Raw genomic sequence first — 17564 nt, 5'->3', positions numbered from 1 at the left:
ACTTGAGAGAGCCTTGACCCAAGGCTCTCTTTGCCGCGAAGCCACGCCTTTCCTTGTTACTCAGGCGGGGCTGGTTGCCTGCGTCGCCACCCACCAGGTGGTGCCGCTCGGGCCCTTGATGCCGCCGCGTATGTCGTCGTTCGGGCGTTTGCGAATGGGTTCCTGCACGACGGTTCCCCCGGCGGCAACAGCGCGATCAAACGTCGCCTGCGCGTTGGGCACGTAGAGGTGGATATGGGCCTCGTTCTCACTCGCTTCGGGCAAGCCACCGATCATGAGTACGCTGTCATCGAGGCGAATTTCGGCGTGCATCAGGCTGCCGTCGTCACGATCTAGCCGGCGCAACACAACCGCGCCAAAGGCCGTTTCCAAGAAGGCGATCGTCCCCTCGGCATCGTGACACACCAGATAGGGGCTAAGAGAAGGGTAACCGTCTGGTTTCCAGGATGCTGGCATTGGGGCAACTCCTTCTACATCTCACATCCGGGCGGACTCTGACCGTCCATACAATAATCTATCGCAACTTTTCAAATATTCCACAAACGCGATTCGTTTGGTAATAAAAAACCAGACAGCCGGCGCTGCCTGGTTTCAATTCTCTGTGTGCTTTGCGCAGATGCCTGAGGGTCAGTCGCGCAGCAGCTCGTTGATCCCGGTTTTGGAGCGGGTCTTTTCGTCCACGCGTTTCACGATCACCGCACAATAGAGGTTGATGCCGTTCTTGGAGGGCATGGAGCCTGCCACGACGACCGAGTAGGGCGGCACTTCGCCATACATCACTTCGCCGGTTTCACGGTCGACGATCTTGGTCGACTGGCCGATGAAGACCCCCATGCCGAGCACGGACCCTTCGCGCACGATCACGCCTTCGACCACTTCGGAGCGCGCGCCGATAAAGCAGTTGTCCTCGATGATGGTCGGGCCCGCCTGCATCGGTTCCAGCACGCCGCCGATGCCGACACCACCGGAGAGATGCACGCCTTTGCCGATCTGCGCGCAGGAGCCGACAGTGGCCCATGTGTCCACCATGGTGCCTTCGTCGACATAGGCGCCGAGATTCACGAAAGACGGCATCAGCACCACGCCGGGGGCGATATAGGCGGATTTGCGGACGACGCAGTTCGGCACCGCGCGGAAGCCTGCGGATTGCCAGTCAGACGCCTCCCAGCCCTTGAACTTGCTGTCGACCTTGTCCCACCAGCCGGAGCCCTGCGGGCCGCCGGATTGCTCTTCCATGTCCTTCAGGCGAAAGCCCAGCAGCACGGCCTTTTTGGCCCACTGGTTCACGTGCCAGTCGCCGCTGTCCTGCTTTTCCGCCACGCGCAGTTTGCCGCTGTCGAGGGCGGCGAGCGTCGCCTTGATGGCGTCGCGGGTTTCGCCTGTCGTGGCGGGGGTGATGGTATCGCGGGCCTCCCAGGCGGCCTCGATTGCGGTTTCCAGCTGCGCGTTGGACATATGTTCCGGCTCCGGGTTTTGGTTGGATGTTCTGTTGGATTCGGGCGCTTATAGCCGCAAAACCCACCTGCGTCATGCCCTGAACGCGCCTCAAGGTGGGGGCGGAGCGACGCCTGCCGGGTTAGCTGACCCGACGCAGGTGACGCCGCAAGAGATCGCAGGCCTGCGCCAGATCCTGCGCCTGCACAGCTGTCATGAGTGCGGCGTGATCGCCATCCGGGCGCGGGGCCCAGCGTGTTCGCCAATTGGCGAACATGTGGCGGGCGGCGGTGATGTGCAGATCCTCGATCGAGGCCAGCAGGCGCGGCATCGCGCAGGGCGCCAACAACGCAAGGTGAAAGCGGCGATTGCAGCGGTCCCAAGTCACCATGTCGGTGGCCGCGTCGCAGTCCCGGCGGGCTGCTTCGGCGGTGGAGACGCTCTCGGCATCGTGCCGGGGCATCGCGTGGGTCAGCGCCAGCACTTCCAACGCCACCCGCATCTCGATCACCTCGCGGATCTCGGTAGGCTCCAGTGCGGTGACGCGCATCCCCTTGTGCGGGATGGATTTCGCCAGGCCTTTTGCTTCGAGCCGCAAAAACGCCTCGCGCACGGGAACATGGCTGACCTCGTAGTCCCGCGCGATATGGTCCTGCCGCAGTTTCTCGCCCGCGGGCAGGTCGCCGGTGACGATCCGCTCCATCAGCGCGCGAAAGATCTTGTCGACTGCGGTTTCACTCATGCCCGTTCGATAGGGGGCCGCGCGCGGCGCCGCAAGGTTTTCTGATGATCAGGTGAAGGAGACATCAAGCTGTGTGGCGGGATCGCTCAGGGGCTCGGGGTCGATATTGCCACCGCACAGGAGGACAGCAACCTTTTCGCCCCGTGCAGGCAGATAGGCGCCGCACATCAGGGCCGCGAGCGCGGTCGCCCCGGCAGGCTCCACCAGAAGACGATGGTCCCGCCAGAGCGCATGTTGCGCGGCCTCGATCGCGGCATCGGGAACAATGACGCTGGGCGTGCGAGCGTTCTGGGCGAGGTCGAAACAGATGTCCCCGATACGCCGCGCGCCAAGCGCATTGGCGGCGATACCGCTGACCTCGACATTGGTGGGGGTGCCCGCTGTGAGCGCCGACTTCAGCGCGCAGGAGGTTGCGGGTTCTACGGCCACCACCTTGCGGTTGCCCTGGAACCAGCCCAATGCGCCGCTGATCAGGCCACCGCCCCCCACTGCGATCAGAACAGTGTCAGCTTCGAGCCCCTGCTCGTCCCATTCTGCAAACAGCGTTCCCTGACCCGCGACCGTTGCCGGGGCATCATAGGCGTGGATCTGCATGGCTCCGGTCTGCAGTTCCCAATCCTGGGCGGCTTCCAGCGCATTGGCATAGGCTCCCGGGACAATCTCCAAATCTGCACCGGTAGAGCGGATCAGGTCGATCTTGGTCTGCCCGGCAATCTCGGGCACGTAGATCTTGGCAGTGTGACCAAGAGCGCGCGCGGCAAAGGCCACCGCCGCACCGTGGTTGCCGCCGGAGGCCGCGACCAGACCGGCCTCCGGTACCGGTTCCGACAACAGGGTGTTGAAGGCGCCGCGTGCCTTGAAACTGCCGGCGTGTTGCAGATGTTCGAGTTTCAACTCCACCGGGAAGGCAAGGCCGAAGCTCTGGACCGAGACAGTCGGGGTTTTCACCACATGCGCGGCAATCCTGTTGCGCGCGCCGGAAATCAGGGGTGTCCAGTCCATCGTCATACCTCGCCTCAGTGTATTTGCGCCGAACCCTAGGCACGAACCTTTAATTTCGCAACCAGATGCGCAGAGGGGATGGCCGCTTCGCCGCTGGGGGCGTTTTGTCGGGATCATCTGGATTGGCGCGATCACGGCGCTGGTTTGAGTGTTGCTTCCGGGCTATGAGGGGGTCTGACCTTTTTGACCCCAAGACAGGCAAGATTTGATATGAGTGACGACCGCCACAGCCGTTTCCCGGATGCCCGCGCCGACCGCAGCCGTGCGGAACATGTTCCAGTGACACCGCAAACCCAGTCACCGGTCTATCAGCTTGCCTTTGCCGACGAGGGGTTCCTGTGTCGCGAGGAATTGCGCCCGGTGCGCTTGCAGCTGGAACTGTTGAAGCCGCAGTTGATGCTGGATGAGAAAGGCGTCGAAAGCACCGTGGTGATGTTTGGCGGGGCCCGTATCCCGGCGCCGCGTGACAAGGACAAGGCGCGCACCCAAACACTTGCCGACCTGAGCCATTTCTACGACGAAGCCCGCAGTTTCGCGCAGAAGATGACGGAAAAGTCAAAGGCCACCGGCGGGCGCCGTCATGTGGTGGCAACGGGGGGCGGCCCCGGTGTGATGGAAGCTGGCAACCGCGGTGCCGTCGATGCGGGGGGCGAGTCGATCGGCCTCAACATCGTGTTGCCGCATGAGCAGGCGCCAAATGAATACGTGACACCGGAGCTGTGTTTCAACTTCCACTATTTTGCGATCCGCAAGATGCATTTCCTGATGCGGGCAGAGGCGATCTGCGTCTTTCCCGGCGGGTTTGGCACGCTTGATGAGCTGTTCGAAGCGCTGACACTGATCCAGACCGGACGTATGGAACCGGTGCCCTTCCTGCTGTTTGGCCGCAGCTTCTGGGAAAAGATCATCAACTGGGAGGCGCTTGCCGACGCTGGTACCATTTCAGAACAGGATCTCGACCTGTTCAAATTCGTCGAAAGCGCAGATGAAGCGATCGCGGTGATCGACGCCTGGAACCCGGTACCGGCCCGGCAGAACCTTCCCGGTCGGGAGCGCTGACGACTTCGCTCCGGCCGTCCCATAGAAGCGTCAGCGCCTGCGGTGAACGGCCGCGCGCCGGGCCCAATGGGCCCGGCGCGCGGGTCCGCCCGTAAGGGCGGAAGCTTATGGTCAAATGGGGGTGTCCCTTGTGGGTGGGGTGGGAACGTTTGTGGGAACGTCGGGAGTCGACCAGACCATAAGTCTATGGGCGCATGGCTGCGCGATCAGCTCATGTCAGCAGGCAGCACACCAAGGGCCTCGCCGCGCGGCAGACGAGTCAGCACCTGCATCCCGTCTTCGTCGCGGATGGCATACCCGTAGCCGCGCAGGCGGAACTGCCATTCACGCGGGCTCAAGGCCTTGCGCCGCTCCTCTCGCACCAGCGAGAGAATGCCGTCGTCCATTGTTGCGGTCTGCTGTCCAATCATCTGTCTGCCCCTTGCTCTGATTGTCGTGCGAAGTTGATGTCCGCTCACTGTTTCTGATTCAGAGATTGTCGGCGGCAAATGGCGCAATTTTTGCTAAAATTGGGAAATAATAAGGCGCGCTCTGATGGGCGCGACGTCGCAGCGGGGCGAAAGATCAATCGGCCAGGGTCAGGATGTCCGTCGCGATCTCGACAAGGCGCTCCGGGCTCAGGTCCGGCACGGTGGCGTTGCGCAACGGGGCGTCGGACACTGCGGTCGCTGCTATGCCAGTGCCGAGGGCAACGGCAGGAAGCGAGGTCAGAGGCTTCATGCGGGCGCTCTTGTGATCTGAGGCAAGGTTGCATGTTTGCGATAGCAGCCGCGCCCGCGCCCACCTGTTCAGGACCGATCAATCATGTCGTTCCTGGTACAGGATCGGGGTTTGTGCACAGGAAGATCCAGTGCCGTGACCACAGCAACACCAAAGAAGGTCGCAGGCCAATCAGCCTTTGGCGACACCCGCCTCGGCCTCGATCTGCTTGCGGCTCTTGCGGGCGCGCTCGGTTGCGGATTTGAGCTGCCCGCAGGCGGCCATGATGTCATCGCCACGGGTTTTGCGAATCGGCGACGCGTAGCCCGCCTGATAGATGATGTTCGCAAAGGCCCGGATACGGTTGTTCGAGGACCGCTTGTAAGGCGCGCCGGGCCATTCGTTAAAGGGAATGAGGTTGATCTTGGCCGGGATATTGTAGCGCTTGATATGGTCCAGCAGCCGATGCGCATCCTCATCGGAATCGTTCACCCCATCCAGCATCACATACTCAAAGGTGATCCGCTCGGAATTCGAGACCTTGGGATAGTCCGATAGCGCCTGCAACAGCTCATCAATGTTCCAACGCCGGTTGATCGGCACCAGCACATCACGCACCTCGTTTGTGGTGGCGTGGAAGGAAATCGCCAGCAGGCAGCCGATCTCCTCGGCGGTGCGCGCGATTTCGGGCACCACCCCGGAGGTCGATAGCGTGATGCGACGACGCGAGAGCGAAATCCCTTCGGGATCCATCGCGATCTTCATCGCGTCGCGCACGTTTTCAAAGTTGTAGAGCGGCTCGCCCATGCCCATCAGAACAATGTTGGACAGAAGGCGCGTCTCGTCCTTTGGCGCGCCGGGTGTCGGCCATTCCTCGAGGTCATCGCGGGCCATCATCACCTGACCGATGATTTCGGCAGGCGTCAGGTTGCGCACCAGTTTCTGTGTGCCCGTGTGACAGAAGGAACAGGTCAGTGTGCAACCAACCTGCGAGGAGATGCACAGGGTGCCGCGATCATCCTCGGGGATATAAACGACCTCGACCTCGTGGCCGCCGTTGATCCGCACCAGATACTTGCGGGTGCCATCAGTGGAGACCTGTTTCGACACCACCTCTGGAATGCGGATCTCGAATTTTTCCTCAAGCTGGGCGCGATAGGCCTTGGCGAGATTGGTCATCTCCGCAAAGTCGCGCACGCCCCATTGGTAAATCCACTGCCAGATCTGCCCCACGCGCATTTTGGCCTGCTTTTCGGCTGTGCCGTTCTCGATCAGGACCGCACGCATCTGGTCGCGGGTCAGACCGACAAGGTTGATCTTGCCGCTTTCCGGCTCCTTGCGGGGCAGGGTCAGAACATCTTGGGTGATCGGCGCTGAGGCTGTCATGAGACGGGTCTCGCTGGCTTGTGTCAAAACGGGGCTGGATGCGGCTCTATATAGGAGATTGGGCCCAGATCAAAAGGATTCTCGCTCAACCCCGCTATGCGTTGGTCGCGCGCCGCCCCAATGGTCTAACCGAAAACACCTCCGAGTGCGAGCTGTGCGCCACAAAAGCAAACGGCGAAGCCCGTGCTTCGCCGCCACATTCGTGCAGGATGTCCGGGTCTGTCAGCCGGCGCAGCGTTTTTCCGCGTCTTCGATCGCGGCTGTGAAGCCAAGCAGCGAAAACGTGTCCTTGGTTTGGGTCCCGCGCGAGGAGCGGGCTGTAAGCGTCGCGTCCGTACCACGTTTCATTGCGGTGATGATTTTGGCATCATCGGTCGGCGTCGCGGGCCAAGCCCATTCGCCTTCTGTGAACAGTTCGAACTCGGAATCACCAATCTGCATATTCACCGTGGAGCCCGGTGCAAACGGGTAACCGCCGGTGAATGTGACCTGTCCCTTGTTCTCGCTGTCGGGGCGATAGAACACGAACAGCCGGATTTCACTCCGGCGGACGGCTACAACACGGCCATCACGGGTGTTCACCGTCTCCTTGGGCGCCGAAACGCCAATACACTCGCGCGGAGAGGTTTCCTCGAATACGCTCCAATCCACATGAGCGCCCACGCGATTTTCCGTCGTTTCCTGCTGCGCGGCTGCAGCGGTGGCCATGCCAGCCACCAAGAGCGCGCTTGCCAAGCGACCGAATTTCAATGCCATGCGTCCCGCCTCCAAGACTGTCTTTTTCATTAATGTCCCCGGGCGCCCGCGGTGTTTTCCACACCGTCTTAGCCCATGCCTCATGATCCTTGACACAAGCATATTAGCGGAACAAGGGCCATGCGCAAATGCCGGGTTTGGCGGGATTCTGCCGTCTTTTCCTTGAAAACCCGGGGATTTGATTGTCAGCTAGCGCCGAATACACACCAAAGCAAAGAGCCCGCGCCATGACCCGTCCGAATGCACCCGCTCCGTTCACCGAAATCTGGCGGGGCAAGCTGCTCGAGAGCCAGCATTTCGGTCATGCCGTGATTTGCAATGGCAAAGGCGAGGTGGTGCGTGCCTGGGGTGATCCGGAGCAGGTGATCTATCCGCGCAGTTCCTGCAAGATGGTGCAAGCGCTGCCCCTTCTGACCTCGGGCGCGGCGGCGCGCTACGGGCTGACATCGCAACAGCTGGCGCTGGCCTGTGCTTCACACAACGGCGCCCGTATTCATGTCGACCGGGTGACCACCTGGCTCGAACAGCTCCAGCTGAGCGAGCGGGATTTGCGCTGCGGCGCACAGATGCCACGCGACAAGGAGGTGATGCATGGGCTCATCAAACAGGATGACAGCCCCTGCCAGATCCACAACAATTGCTCGGGCAAACACGCGGGATTCCTGACTCTTTCGCAGCATCTGGGGGCAGGGGCTGAATATGTAGAGATCGACCATCCGGTTCAGCAGGCCTGTCAGGAGGCCTTCGAGGAAGCCACCGGGGAAACCAGCCCCACCTACGGCATTGACGGCTGTTCCGCCCCGAATTTCGCCTGCACCATCACGGGACTTGCACGGGCCATGGGCTGGTTTGCTTCGGCACACACCCGCAACGGGCGCGCTGATGATGCGGCGGTACAGTTGCGCGACGCCATGGCGCTGCACCCCGAGCTGGTTGCGGGAGAGGGGCGCGCCTGCACGGCGCTGATGCGGGATATGGGCGGCAAGGTCGCTGTCAAAACCGGGGCGGAAGGCGTGTTTGTCGCCATCCTCCCCGAGCAAGAGCTGGGCATCGCGCTGAAGGTCGTGGATGGCACCACGCGCGCGGCGGAGAACGCCATCACCACCTTGCTTGTCAGCCTAGGCGCGCTTGATGGCAACAGCCCCTCGGCCAAGGCCTATATGACGGCGCCGATCACCAATTGGAACGGCATCCACTGTGGCGACATGCGCCCCGCCGCTGGCCTGCAGTTCTAACTGCCCAGATTTTGCAGGTTACAGAAGATCCCAGATCAGTTTCAGGGCAAGGGTGACGGTCGTCAGAACCAACAGTGGTTTGATCACCTTTGCCCCCTGTTTTTGGGCAAGTCCGGCTCCAACCCGCGCGCCTGCGATCTGGGCGATCCCCATTGCAATGCCGGTGAACCACCACGGCGTCGCCACCACTGCAAAGGCCGCCAGCGCGCCCGCGTTTGATGCGAAGTTCAACAGCTTTGTGTGCGCGGTCGCTTTCAGTACGCCGTAGCCTGCAAGCCCCACAAAGGCGAGCATATAGAAACTGCCCGCACCGGGACCGAGCAAACCGTCATATGCTGCACAGAGCGGCACCATGGTGGCCGCAAACACCGCAGGCGACAGACGGCGTGCGCGGTCCACATCATTCAGCCCCTTCTTGGTGGCAAAAAACACTGCGATCCCGATCAATAGGACGGGCAAGGCATAGCGGATCAGATCGACCGGCAGCACCGACACCAAAAGCGCCCCGCCGATGGAGGCGAAAAAGGCGATCACTGCAGGTTTCCATTGTGTGCGAAGATCCACATGGCCGCCGCGGGCATAGGTGATCGCCGCCGTGGCCGCGCCAAACAGCCCCTGGATCTTGTTGGTCGCAAGCGCCGTGACCGGGTTGGCACCTGCAATGAGCAGGACGGGCACCGTGATGAGCCCGCCGCCACCGGCGACCGCGTCAATAAAACCAGCGGCAAAGCCTGCTGCCATCAACAGCAGCAGCACCTCGAAGGTGACTTCGAACATTCAATTATCCTTTGAAATCGTCCCGGCTGTAGCCCTGCACATACAAGAGAGCCGTCAGATCGCCGTGATTGATGCGGATGTTGCACTCTGCCGCGACCGAGGGTTTGGCGTGCAGCGCCACGCCAGCCCCCGCACGGGTCAACATGCCAAGATCATTGGCCCCATCACCAACCGCAATCACGTCTGCCTCAGAAATACCAAGGCGTGCAGTGATTTGTTCGAGCGCTTCGACCTTGGCTTCGCGGCCAAGGATTGGGCAGCCCACCTCGCCTGTCAGCGTGCCCTCTGCGACGATCAGAGTATTGGCGCGGTTTTCGTCAAACCCCAGTTCTGCCGCGACACGCGCGGTAAAGGCGGCAAATCCACCAGAAACCAGCGCCGCGTATGCCCCATCGGCTTTCATCGTCGCCAAGAGTGCGCGGCCCCCCGGCATAAAGGTGATGCGGTTGTTCAGAACCTCAGTGATCACAGATTCGGGAAGACCCTTGAGCAAACCCACACGTTCGGTCAGCGCGCCCTCGAAATCCAATTCGCCGTTCATGGCGCGGGCGGTGATGTCTTTGACGCGCGCGACAACGCCTGCCTCATCCGCCAGCTCGTCGATGCATTCCTGCTGGATCATGGTCGAGTCCATGTCTGCCAGCAGCATCTTCTTGCGCCGTCCCTCAGTAGGTTGCAGCACCAGATCGACGCCCATGCCTTGCAGGTCGTTCCAGACCTCCCATTGATTGTCGGGAAGTGCGTCCAGCGTGAACTCCGCCGCAATGCCGGGGTTCAGCCAATGCGCCTCACCACCGCCCCAAGCGTTCCTCAGCGACTCGACCAATGAAGGCTCCAGCGTGGGATTGGCAGGGTTCACGAGCAGGGTGGCGACATACATGGGTGTTCTCCGTTCAGGGCGGGTTGTCTTCTCTTAACGAGGGCTCACCCGTGGCACCAGCCCGGAGAGGCATGGCCCCCGAAGTTTCCGATTGGCGTCACTCGGGGTCGCAAAAATTTTCCAAAGCGGCGCAAACAGTCGATTTTCCCAGTTGCGCGGAATCGCACCCCCGCATATCGCTGTCAGTGGGACACCCCTCCCCAACGAGGGGCGCTTATCTGGAAGGGTAGCATTGATGGCTATTGCACAACCGGCATCGCGGCCGGCCAATCCGCGTTTTTCTTCTGGCCCCTGCGCCAAACCCCCCACCTATGATCTGTCCAAACTCGCTGGCGCGCCTCTGGGTCGCAGCCACCGCGCTGCCGTCGGCAAGGAAAAGCTCCTCGCCGCCATCGAAGGCACCCGCGAGGTTCTGGGCATCCCCGCAGACTACAAGATCGGCATCGTGCCCGCGTCCGACACCGGCGCGGTCGAGATGGCGATGTGGAACCTGCTGGGTGAGCGCAAAGTCGAGATGCTCGCCTGGGAAAGCTTTGGCGCGGGCTGGGTCACCGATGTGGTGAAGCAGCTGAAAATCGACGCCGAGGTCAAGACCGCCGACTATGGCGACATCGTCGATCTGGCGACGGTGGACACCGATAATGATGTGGTTTTCACATGGAACGGCACCACTTCCGGCGTGCGGGTTCCCAATGGCGACTGGATCAAAGACGACCGCGAAGGTCTGACGATTTGTGACGCGACCTCTGCCGCCTTCGCACAGGAACTGCCGTGGCAAAAGCTCGATGTGACGACCTTCTCCTGGCAAAAAGTGCTCGGCGGCGAAGCGGCACATGGCGTGATCGTCCTCAGCCCCCGCGCAGTCGAGCGCCTGGAGAGCTACACGCCCGCATGGCCGCTGCCGAAGATCTTCCGCCTGACCAAAGGTGGCAAGCTGATCGACGGGATCTTCACCGGTGCAACCATCAATACGCCGTCGATGCTGGCGGTTGAGGACTATCTGTTCGCGCTCGATTGGGCGCGGTCGGTTGGCGGCCTTGAGGGGCTGATTGGTCGGGCCAATGCCAATGCCAATGCGATCCACGCCTTTGCCTATGCCAACGATTGGATTGAAAACCTCGCCAATGATCCGGCGACGCGGTCAAACACCTCTGTGTGTCTGAAGTTCACGGACAAGCGGATCAAGGATGGCGCGAGCTTTGCCAAGGCTGTGGCCAAGCGGCTGGAGGCCGAGGGCATCGCCTACGATATCGGCGCTTACCGTGACGCGCCTGCCGGTCTTCGGATCTGGTGTGGCGGCACGGTCGAGACGGCCGATATCGAGGCCATGCTGCCGTGGCTCGCATGGGCCTTTGAGGCCGAGATCGCCGCGCAAGGCTAAAGGATAGCGTCTGGGCGTCAGCCCAGGCTGCGCCAAACCACTCCCGCTATTTCAGGCCGCACCCCGGCCCCCGCAGACAAAGGACCAACGCAAATGGCCCCCAAAGTACTCATCTCCGACAAACTCTCGGACGCCGCCGTTCAGATCTTCCGTGACCGCGGCATCGACGTGGATTTCCTGCCCGACGTGGGCAAGGACAAGGAAAAGCTGGCTGAAATCATCGGCCAATATGATGGCCTCGCGATCCGCTCCGCCACCAAGGTGACACCGACCATTCTGGAACAGGCCACCAACCTCAAGGTGATTGGCCGTGCCGGGATCGGTACCGACAATATCGACAAGGAAGCCGCGTCGAAAAAGGGTGTGATCGTCATGAACACCCCCTTCGGCAACATGATCACCACTGCCGAACATGCCATCGCGATGATGTTCGCCGTGGCGCGTCAGATCCCGGAGGCTTCCGCCTCCACCCATGCCGGGAAATGGGAAAAGTCCAAATTCATGGGCGTCGAGCTGACCGGCAAGACCCTCGGCGTGATCGGTGCGGGCAATATCGGTGGCATCGTCTGCGACCGTGCCCGTGGCCTGAAGATGAAGGTTGTGGCCTATGATCCCTTCCTCTCTGAGGAAAAGGCCAAGAAGATGCAGGTCGAAAAGGTCGAGCTGGACGAGCTGCTGACCCGCGCCGATTTCATCACCCTGCATGTGCCGCTGACCGATCAGACCAAGAACATCCTGAGCCGTGAAAACCTCGCCAAGACCAAGAAGGGCGTGCGCATCATCAACTGTGCTCGTGGCGGTCTGGTCGACGAGGCGGCACTGGCAGAGGCCCTGACGTCGGGCCACGTTGCAGGCGCGGCCTTTGATGTGTTCTCGGTGGAGCCGGCCAAGGAAAACCCGCTTTTCGATCTGCCGAATGTGGTCTGCACGCCGCACCTCGGCGCCGCAACGAGCGAAGCCCAGGAAAACGTGGCGCTGCAAGTCGCGGACCAGATGGCCAACTATCTGCTGACCGGGGCGGTTGAAAACGCGCTCAACATGCCGTCGGTCACGGCCGAAGAAGCCAAGGTCATGGGGCCGTGGATCAAGCTTGCCGATCACCTCGGTGCCTTTGCCGGCCAGATGACGGACGAGCCCATCAAGGCGATCAATATTCTCTATGATGGTGTCGCGGCGGAGATGAATCTCGAAGCGCTCAACTGCTCTGTCGTGGCCGGCATCATGAAGAAGGTGAACCCGGACGTGAACATGGTGTCCGCGCCGGTGGTGGCCAAGGAACGTGGCATCCAGATTTCCACCACCAATCAGGACAAATCCGGGGCCTTTGACGGCTACGTCAAGGTGACCGTTGTGACGGCGAAACGGGAGCGGTCCGTCGCAGGGACAGTGTTTTCCGACGGCAAGCCCCGGTTCATCCAGATCAAGGGAATCAATATCGACGCCGAGGTGGGGCAGCACATGCTCTATACCACCAACAATGACGTGCCGGGCATCATCGGCGCATTGGGGCGCACCATGGGCGACATGGATGTGAATATTGCCAACTTCACCCTTGGTCGTTCGACCGTGGGCGGTGAAGCAATCGCATTGCTGTATGTGGATGCGCCTGTCCCCGCGGATGCACGCGCAAAGCTGGCGGAAACCGGGCTGTTCACCCAGATCAAGCCGCTCGAATTCGACGTCGCCTGAGCTGCGCTTGTGCAGGCAGACCTATGAAAGGAACGGGTTCGCCAGGGATGGCGGATCCCAACCTGCGTCACGCGGCACGGCTGCGGAGCACCGTGAGCAGGAAGATCAGGGCGCTGGCAAGCGTGAGAAAACTGCCCAGAATCGCCAGCGCATCACCGCCGCCGCTTTGGGCGATGGCGATCCCCGGCGCGATGGTGCCCACCGCCAGCACCGAAATCGCCAGGTGCAGGCGCGGCAACCGACCCTGTGCGGCAGCGGGTACCACGTGATAATAAAGCCCATAGAGCGCAAAACCGACCCAACCGATCAGGTTCAGATGCGCATGAGCATTTGCCAAAGTGTGATCCTGCGAGGCCGCCATCTGGATGCCCCAGATCATTCCGAGTATGCCCAAACAAACAGCCAGAACCATGAATCCGAATGCAATTCCCTTCATTCCGCGTTCCTTCCCTGGGTGACGGGTTTTCACCTTGCCCTCGGTGTCCCGTTTGCCTTTGTTACCGGTCGAGATGTTATCTCTCCGTGATCTTACCCGGATAAGAACGGGGCTTGCAGAAAAACTGAAAGAAGAACCACTATGACCAGACCCATCTATGCCATTGGCGACATTCACGGACAGACCGCGCAACTGAACCGCGCGCTGGAATTGATCGCGATGGATGGCGGCGTGGACGCGGAGGTGGTCTTTGTCGGCGACTACGTTGATCGGGGCCCGGACAGCCGGGGCGTGATTGACCAGCTGATGGAAGGTCAGGCGGCGGGGCGCAACTGGACGTGCCTCAAGGGCAATCACGACCGGATGTTCTCATGGTTTCTCGAAGAGTTTCCGCGTGAAGACCCGCATCTGCCGGTAGAGCTCTATTATCTGCAGGAACGCATCGGTGGTGCGGCGACGCTGGCCTCCTATGGGGTGAGCTGTCAGCCGCGGGACCGGACGTCGCTGGTGCATGAAAAGGCGCGTGCTGCGGTGCCAAGCACCCACCTGGAGTGGCTGGATCAGTTGCCCCTGTGCCACCAGACTGAGGAGCTGTTTTTTGTCCATGCGGGCATTCGCCCGGGTGTTTCACTCTCGGAGCAGGTCGAACAGGACATGCTCTGGATCAGGCAGGGGTTCCTCGAACATGCTGCTGCGCACCCGCGATTGATCGTGCATGGTCACACCGCCGAAGAACGCCCGGTCCACTATGGCAATCGGATCGATATCGACTGCGGCGCGGGCTACGGTCGGACATTGGTGCCGGTGGTGTTCGAAGGGCGAGAGGCCTGGTGCTTGACAGAAGAAGGGCGACAGCCCCTGCGTCCTGCCGCATAGACACATCCATATTCTGGGTCGAGTGTTATCCTTGCACCCTTTTTGGAAGAGTGTTGTTGATATTGCTCGCGCAATAGGTGTAGCAAGAGGGGCATGACTGACGTCGCGACCTGTTTGCATTCCCCTGCACGGCAGCTCCCTGTCGCCGGTGGCGTCGCGTTATGCTTCACGTTGTCCTGACTGTGGCAGGCTCTCCGATCAGGGTAGCCTGCCACTTTTTTGCAAGGATCAATGCCCGGTCCAGTCCAGCACAACCTTGCCGCTCTGCCCTGACTTCATGGCGGCGAAGCCCTGGGCAAACTCATCGACGTTAAAGCGGTGGGTGATGACCCGGCTGACATCCAGGCCGTTTTGCAGCATGGCGATCATCTTGTACCAGGTTTCAAACATTTCACGGCCATAGACACCCTTGAGCGTGATCGCCTTAAAGACGATGCGCGACCAATCGACCGGGGATTTGCCCGGTGGAATCCCAAGAAGCGCGATCTTGCCACCCATCACCAGGGCCTCAACCATTTGGTCCAGCGCCTGCTGGTTGCCGGACATCTCAAGCCCGACGTCAAAGCCTTCTTTCAGACCCAGCTCGTGCTTTACGTCATTCAGGTCTTCCTTGGCCACGTTGACGGTACGCACCCGTGCGACCTGTTCCGCCAAGGCCAGACGGTCAGCGTTCACATCGGTGATGACCACATGTCGCGCCCCGGCGTGGCGGGCGACGGCTGCTGCCATGATGCCGATGGGGCCAGCGCCGGTGATCAGCACATCTTCTCCCAGAAGATCAAAGCTCAGCGCGGTGTGCACGGCATTACCCAGCGGGTCGAGGATCGCGCCGATTTCGTCTGGAATGTCGTCGGGCAGGGGCACCACATTAAACGCGGGAAGGCGCAGATATTGCGCAAATGCGCCTTGCTCGTTGACCCCGATCCCGCGCGTGCCGGGATCCAGGTGAAACTTGCCGGAACGTGACTGACGGCTCTCGGTACCGATCAGATGCCCCTCGCCCGAACACCGCTGCCCGACCGAGAGCCCGGTCACGTTCCGCCCCAGCTCCACGATCTCGCCTGCAAATTCATGGCCGGTGATCATCGGCACGGGCACGGTATGTGCGGCCCAGTCGTCCCAGTTCCAGATGTGAATGTCGGTGCCGCAAATGCCGGTTTTGTTGACCTTGATCAGCACATCATCCGGCCCGATGTCCGGTACCGGCGCCTGCACCATCCAGAGACCCTCTTCGGGTTTGGATTTTTCAAGGGCTTTCATTGTGTTGGGCAGCATGTCAGATCACTCCACAGGCTTTGCCCGCACGCTCAAACGCGCCGAGGGCTCGGGTCAATTCCTCACGGGTCAGGGCGGCATTCATCTGGGTGCGGATGCGGGCCTGGCCCTTGGGCACGACGGGAAAGAAGAAGCCGGAGACATAGACGCCTTCGTCAAAGAGCCTGGCCGCCATGGCTTGTGCGAGCTTGGCATCTCCCAGCATCACCGGGATGATCGGGTGTTCACCGGGCAGCAGGTCGAACCCCAGTTCGGTCAGGCCCTCACGCCAGAATTTGGCATTCTCGAACAGCTGCTTGCGGAGATCCTCGCCCTCTTCAACCAGACGGATCGCTTCCAGGCCCGCCGCCACGACCGCAGGCGGCAACGAGTTCGAGAACAGATAGGGCCGTGCGCGCTGACGCAGCAGGTCAATCACCGGCTGCGGTCCGGCGATATAGCCGCCGATCGCACCGCCCAGCGCCTTGCCCAGCGTGCCGGTCAGGATGTCGACGTCGACGCCAAAATGATCCGGCGTACCGGCCCCATGCTGCCCCATGAACCCCGTCGCATGACAGTCATCGACCATAACCACCGCATCATAACGGTCGGCTATCTCTCGGATTGCAGGCAGGTTGGCCAGATAGCCATCCATGGAGAACACGCCATCGGTGGCCACCATGATGTGGCGTGCACCGGCTGCGCGGGCGTCTTTCAGCTTGGCCTCCAGATCCGCCATGTCGTTGTTGGCGTAGCGGTAGCGCTGGGCCTTGCAGAGGCGGATGCCGTCGATGATCGAAGCGTGGTTCAGACTGTCGGAGACAATCGCATCCTCCGGCCCAAGCAAGGGTTCGAACAGTCCGCCATTGGCGTCAAAACAGGCGGCAAACAGGATCGAATCGTCCTTGCCCAGGAATTTTGCAATGCGCTGCTCCAGCGCGCGGTGCAGATCCTGCGTGCCGCAGATGAAACGGACCGAGGCCATTCCATAGCCCTTGTCGTCCATCACAGCCTTTGCAGCGGCAATCAGATCTGGATGATCGGCCAGGCCAAGATAGTTGTTGGCACAGAGGTTGATGACCGCGCGGTCGCCCACGTGGATCTCGCCCGCCTGGGGCGAGGTGATCATTCGTTCGCGCTTGTAAAGACCGTCCGCTTCGATCTGCGTCAGGGCTTCGCTGATGTGGCTGAGAAAAGCATTGGACATGAGCACGACTCCGGTTGTTTCCCGAAGTCTGTCATAGTGGACATGTGTCCGTAAAGGTGGAATTTCAGCTTTGCGGAAAAAAATCCGCAATCACGGAATTCTGACCTTCTCACCGAAAATATCCCGGGGTGAATTGGCCGAGAGGCCAAGAGGAGCCGCGCCCTTCAACTGTTCTTCACAATCAGGAATACACGCGCAGCGCCGTCCGGGGCGGCAATCGCGTGCGAAACATCGGCCGCATAGCGGGCGGTATCTCCTGGCGAGAGGCGATCCTCCGCCGTACCGGAGGTCAAGACAACCGTTCCTTCGAGCACCGTCAGTTGTTCCCGCGTGCCGGGCGTGTGTGGTTGGCTGATCAAGGCGCCTCCGGCAGCAAAGCTGATGTCATAGACCTCATGACCGCCGACATCTTCGGGCGGAGACAGGATGGCGATGGTGCATTGCGCGGCCTTGCTGTCGATCACCGGCACATCCCGCGCGCGCAGGACATCGATGCGGTCCACCGTCTCGCTGGCTTCCAGCAGGCCGGCGAAATCCACCTGAAGTGCGCGGGTAAGGTTCCACAGCGTAGCAATCGTGGGAGAGCTCTCCCCCCGTTCGATTTGGCTCACCATTGAGCGGCTGACCCCGGAAAGGTTCGCCACCGCTTCCAGGCTCAACCCTTGCGCCCGGCGTGCCTCTTTCAGGCGGGCGGGCAAAAGGGTCAGGATATCGTCTGTCGTGTCCGTCATGGCGGAAGTAGTGGCGCGCG

Annotated in this window: 19 protein-coding genes; 5 read left to right on the top strand and 14 right to left on the bottom strand. The window is 61.2% G+C overall.

The features are described 5' to 3' along the window. Positions 1 to 60 precede the first annotated feature (60 nt). The 4 genes from MHM88_RS09950 to MHM88_RS09935 all read right to left on the bottom strand — a co-directional run bounded on the left by MHM88_RS09950 (position 61) and on the right by MHM88_RS09935 (position 3178). The gene (locus tag MHM88_RS09950; protein WP_239322123.1) at positions 61 to 456 is read right to left on the bottom strand and encodes a glyoxalase/bleomycin resistance/extradiol dioxygenase family protein; all 396 of its coding nucleotides are present in this window, start codon (positions 454 to 456) and stop codon (positions 61 to 63) included. Between the two features lie 171 nt (positions 457 to 627). Then, positions 628 to 1455: a 2,3,4,5-tetrahydropyridine-2,6-dicarboxylate N-succinyltransferase gene (gene dapD / locus MHM88_RS09945; protein WP_239363878.1), complete on the bottom strand. Its 828-nt coding sequence runs from the start codon at positions 1453 to 1455 to the stop codon at positions 628 to 630. Between the two features lie 121 nt (positions 1456 to 1576). Then, complete coding sequence (locus MHM88_RS09940) at positions 1577 to 2176, bottom strand: GntR family transcriptional regulator (protein ID WP_239363876.1); 600 nt, start codon at positions 2174 to 2176, stop codon at positions 1577 to 1579. A gap of 48 nt (positions 2177 to 2224) precedes the next feature. Beyond that, entirely contained in the window at positions 2225 to 3178 is a 954-nt protein-coding gene (locus MHM88_RS09935; RefSeq protein WP_239363874.1) for a threonine/serine dehydratase, read from the bottom strand. A 210-nt stretch (positions 3179 to 3388) separates the two neighbouring features. Here MHM88_RS09935 and MHM88_RS09930 point away from each other — a divergent pair, with 210 nt between their 5' ends. Continuing rightward, positions 3389 to 4237 carry a TIGR00730 family Rossman fold protein gene (locus MHM88_RS09930; protein WP_239322119.1) on the top strand — a complete coding sequence of 283 codons (849 nt, stop codon included), beginning with the start codon at positions 3389 to 3391 and terminating at the stop codon, positions 4235 to 4237. A 206-nt stretch (positions 4238 to 4443) separates the two neighbouring features. Here the strand turns inward: MHM88_RS09930 and MHM88_RS09925 are convergent, their stop codons facing one another. The 4 genes from MHM88_RS09925 to MHM88_RS09910 all read right to left on the bottom strand — a co-directional run bounded on the left by MHM88_RS09925 (position 4444) and on the right by MHM88_RS09910 (position 7078). Then, positions 4444 to 4647, bottom strand: a complete 204-nt coding sequence (locus MHM88_RS09925; RefSeq protein WP_239322118.1) for a hypothetical protein — start codon at positions 4645 to 4647, stop codon at positions 4444 to 4446. Positions 4648 to 4801: 154 nt separating this feature from the next. Continuing rightward, on the bottom strand, positions 4802 to 4957 hold the full coding sequence (locus MHM88_RS09920; RefSeq protein ID WP_239363872.1) for a hypothetical protein: 156 nt from the start codon (positions 4955 to 4957) through the stop codon (positions 4802 to 4804). Positions 4958 to 5128: 171 nt separating this feature from the next. Next, entirely contained in the window at positions 5129 to 6322 is a 1194-nt protein-coding gene (rlmN, locus tag MHM88_RS09915) for a 23S rRNA (adenine(2503)-C(2))-methyltransferase RlmN (protein WP_239363869.1), read from the bottom strand. Between the two features lie 222 nt (positions 6323 to 6544). Further along, positions 6545 to 7078 (bottom strand): invasion associated locus B family protein, encoded by a 534-nt coding sequence (locus MHM88_RS09910; protein WP_239322115.1) that lies wholly within the window; start codon positions 7076 to 7078, stop codon positions 6545 to 6547. A 227-nt stretch (positions 7079 to 7305) separates the two neighbouring features. Between MHM88_RS09910 and MHM88_RS09905 the strand changes: the two genes are divergently transcribed. Then, positions 7306 to 8313: an asparaginase gene (locus MHM88_RS09905; protein ID WP_239363856.1), complete on the top strand. Its 1008-nt coding sequence runs from the start codon at positions 7306 to 7308 to the stop codon at positions 8311 to 8313. Between the two features lie 18 nt (positions 8314 to 8331). On the opposite strand, the gene MHM88_RS09900 is transcribed toward MHM88_RS09905, so the two are convergent. Next, complete coding sequence (locus MHM88_RS09900; protein ID WP_239322113.1) at positions 8332 to 9090, bottom strand: TSUP family transporter; 759 nt, start codon at positions 9088 to 9090, stop codon at positions 8332 to 8334. A 4-nt stretch (positions 9091 to 9094) separates the two neighbouring features. Further along, entirely contained in the window at positions 9095 to 9970 is an 876-nt protein-coding gene (serB, locus tag MHM88_RS09895) for a phosphoserine phosphatase SerB (RefSeq protein WP_239363854.1), read from the bottom strand. 235 nt (positions 9971 to 10205) lie between these two features. Between serB and MHM88_RS09890 the strand changes: the two genes are divergently transcribed. After that, entirely contained in the window at positions 10206 to 11351 is a 1146-nt protein-coding gene (locus tag MHM88_RS09890) for a phosphoserine transaminase (RefSeq protein ID WP_239363851.1), read from the top strand. Between the two features lie 93 nt (positions 11352 to 11444). Continuing rightward, entirely contained in the window at positions 11445 to 13040 is a 1596-nt protein-coding gene (gene serA / locus MHM88_RS09885; protein WP_239363848.1) for a phosphoglycerate dehydrogenase, read from the top strand. A 67-nt stretch (positions 13041 to 13107) separates the two neighbouring features. On the opposite strand, the gene MHM88_RS09880 is transcribed toward serA, so the two are convergent. After that, complete coding sequence (locus MHM88_RS09880; protein WP_239363845.1) at positions 13108 to 13476, bottom strand: hypothetical protein; 369 nt, start codon at positions 13474 to 13476, stop codon at positions 13108 to 13110. 141 nt (positions 13477 to 13617) lie between these two features. Here MHM88_RS09880 and MHM88_RS09875 point away from each other — a divergent pair, with 141 nt between their 5' ends. After that, a complete protein-coding gene (locus MHM88_RS09875) occupies positions 13618 to 14352 on the top strand; it encodes a metallophosphoesterase family protein (RefSeq protein WP_239363843.1) in 735 nt (244 codons plus the stop codon). A gap of 228 nt (positions 14353 to 14580) precedes the next feature. Here the strand turns inward: MHM88_RS09875 and tdh are convergent, their stop codons facing one another. The 3 genes from tdh to MHM88_RS09860 all read right to left on the bottom strand — a co-directional run bounded on the left by tdh (position 14581) and on the right by MHM88_RS09860 (position 17544). Further along, positions 14581 to 15612, bottom strand: a complete 1032-nt coding sequence (tdh, locus tag MHM88_RS09870) for an L-threonine 3-dehydrogenase (protein WP_239364534.1) — start codon at positions 15610 to 15612, stop codon at positions 14581 to 14583. 16 nt (positions 15613 to 15628) lie between these two features. Next, a complete protein-coding gene (locus tag MHM88_RS09865) occupies positions 15629 to 16813 on the bottom strand; it encodes a glycine C-acetyltransferase (RefSeq protein ID WP_239363842.1) in 1185 nt (394 codons plus the stop codon). A 164-nt stretch (positions 16814 to 16977) separates the two neighbouring features. Next, positions 16978 to 17544 carry a helix-turn-helix domain-containing protein gene (locus MHM88_RS09860; protein WP_065333564.1) on the bottom strand — a complete coding sequence of 189 codons (567 nt, stop codon included), beginning with the start codon at positions 17542 to 17544 and terminating at the stop codon, positions 16978 to 16980. Positions 17545 to 17564: the final 20 nt, after the last annotated feature.

It is taken from the genome of Epibacterium sp. MM17-32 (assembly GCF_022348205.1).
Lineage (GTDB): Bacteria > Pseudomonadota > Alphaproteobacteria > Rhodobacterales > Rhodobacteraceae > Epibacterium.
This window is presented reverse-complemented; position numbering and strand designations above follow the sequence as displayed.

What these genes read in the sequence shown, in the direction of transcription:
- MHM88_RS09880 (WP_239363845.1), bottom strand. Translation starts at nt 13,476, where the DNA reads ATGAAGGGAATTGCATTCGGATTCATGGTTCTGGCTGTTTGTTTGGGC.
- rlmN (WP_239363869.1), bottom strand. Translation starts at nt 6,322, where the DNA reads ATGACAGCCTCAGCGCCGATCACCCAAGATGTTCTGACCCTGCCCCGC.
- MHM88_RS09860 (WP_065333564.1), bottom strand. Translation starts at nt 17,544, where the DNA reads ATGACGGACACGACAGACGATATCCTGACCCTTTTGCCCGCCCGCCTG.
- MHM88_RS09900 (WP_239322113.1), bottom strand. Translation starts at nt 9,090, where the DNA reads ATGTTCGAAGTCACCTTCGAGGTGCTGCTGCTGTTGATGGCAGCAGGC.
- MHM88_RS09925 (WP_239322118.1), bottom strand. Translation starts at nt 4,647, where the DNA reads ATGATTGGACAGCAGACCGCAACAATGGACGACGGCATTCTCTCGCTG.
- serB (WP_239363854.1), bottom strand. Translation starts at nt 9,970, where the DNA reads ATGTATGTCGCCACCCTGCTCGTGAACCCTGCCAATCCCACGCTGGAG.
- MHM88_RS09935 (WP_239363874.1), bottom strand. Translation starts at nt 3,178, where the DNA reads ATGGACTGGACACCCCTGATTTCCGGCGCGCGCAACAGGATTGCCGCG.
- MHM88_RS09875 (WP_239363843.1), top strand. Translation starts at nt 13,618, where the DNA reads ATGACCAGACCCATCTATGCCATTGGCGACATTCACGGACAGACCGCG.
- serA (WP_239363848.1), top strand. Translation starts at nt 11,445, where the DNA reads ATGGCCCCCAAAGTACTCATCTCCGACAAACTCTCGGACGCCGCCGTT.
- MHM88_RS09905 (WP_239363856.1), top strand. Translation starts at nt 7,306, where the DNA reads ATGACCCGTCCGAATGCACCCGCTCCGTTCACCGAAATCTGGCGGGGC.
- tdh (WP_239364534.1), bottom strand. Translation starts at nt 15,612, where the DNA reads ATGAAAGCCCTTGAAAAATCCAAACCCGAAGAGGGTCTCTGGATGGTG.
- dapD (WP_239363878.1), bottom strand. Translation starts at nt 1,455, where the DNA reads ATGTCCAACGCGCAGCTGGAAACCGCAATCGAGGCCGCCTGGGAGGCC.
- MHM88_RS09910 (WP_239322115.1), bottom strand. Translation starts at nt 7,078, where the DNA reads ATGGCATTGAAATTCGGTCGCTTGGCAAGCGCGCTCTTGGTGGCTGGC.
- MHM88_RS09950 (WP_239322123.1), bottom strand. Translation starts at nt 456, where the DNA reads ATGCCAGCATCCTGGAAACCAGACGGTTACCCTTCTCTTAGCCCCTAT.
- MHM88_RS09920 (WP_239363872.1), bottom strand. Translation starts at nt 4,957, where the DNA reads ATGAAGCCTCTGACCTCGCTTCCTGCCGTTGCCCTCGGCACTGGCATA.
- MHM88_RS09940 (WP_239363876.1), bottom strand. Translation starts at nt 2,176, where the DNA reads ATGAGTGAAACCGCAGTCGACAAGATCTTTCGCGCGCTGATGGAGCGG.
- MHM88_RS09865 (WP_239363842.1), bottom strand. Translation starts at nt 16,813, where the DNA reads ATGTCCAATGCTTTTCTCAGCCACATCAGCGAAGCCCTGACGCAGATC.
- MHM88_RS09930 (WP_239322119.1), top strand. Translation starts at nt 3,389, where the DNA reads ATGAGTGACGACCGCCACAGCCGTTTCCCGGATGCCCGCGCCGACCGC.
- MHM88_RS09890 (WP_239363851.1), top strand. Translation starts at nt 10,206, where the DNA reads ATGGCTATTGCACAACCGGCATCGCGGCCGGCCAATCCGCGTTTTTCT.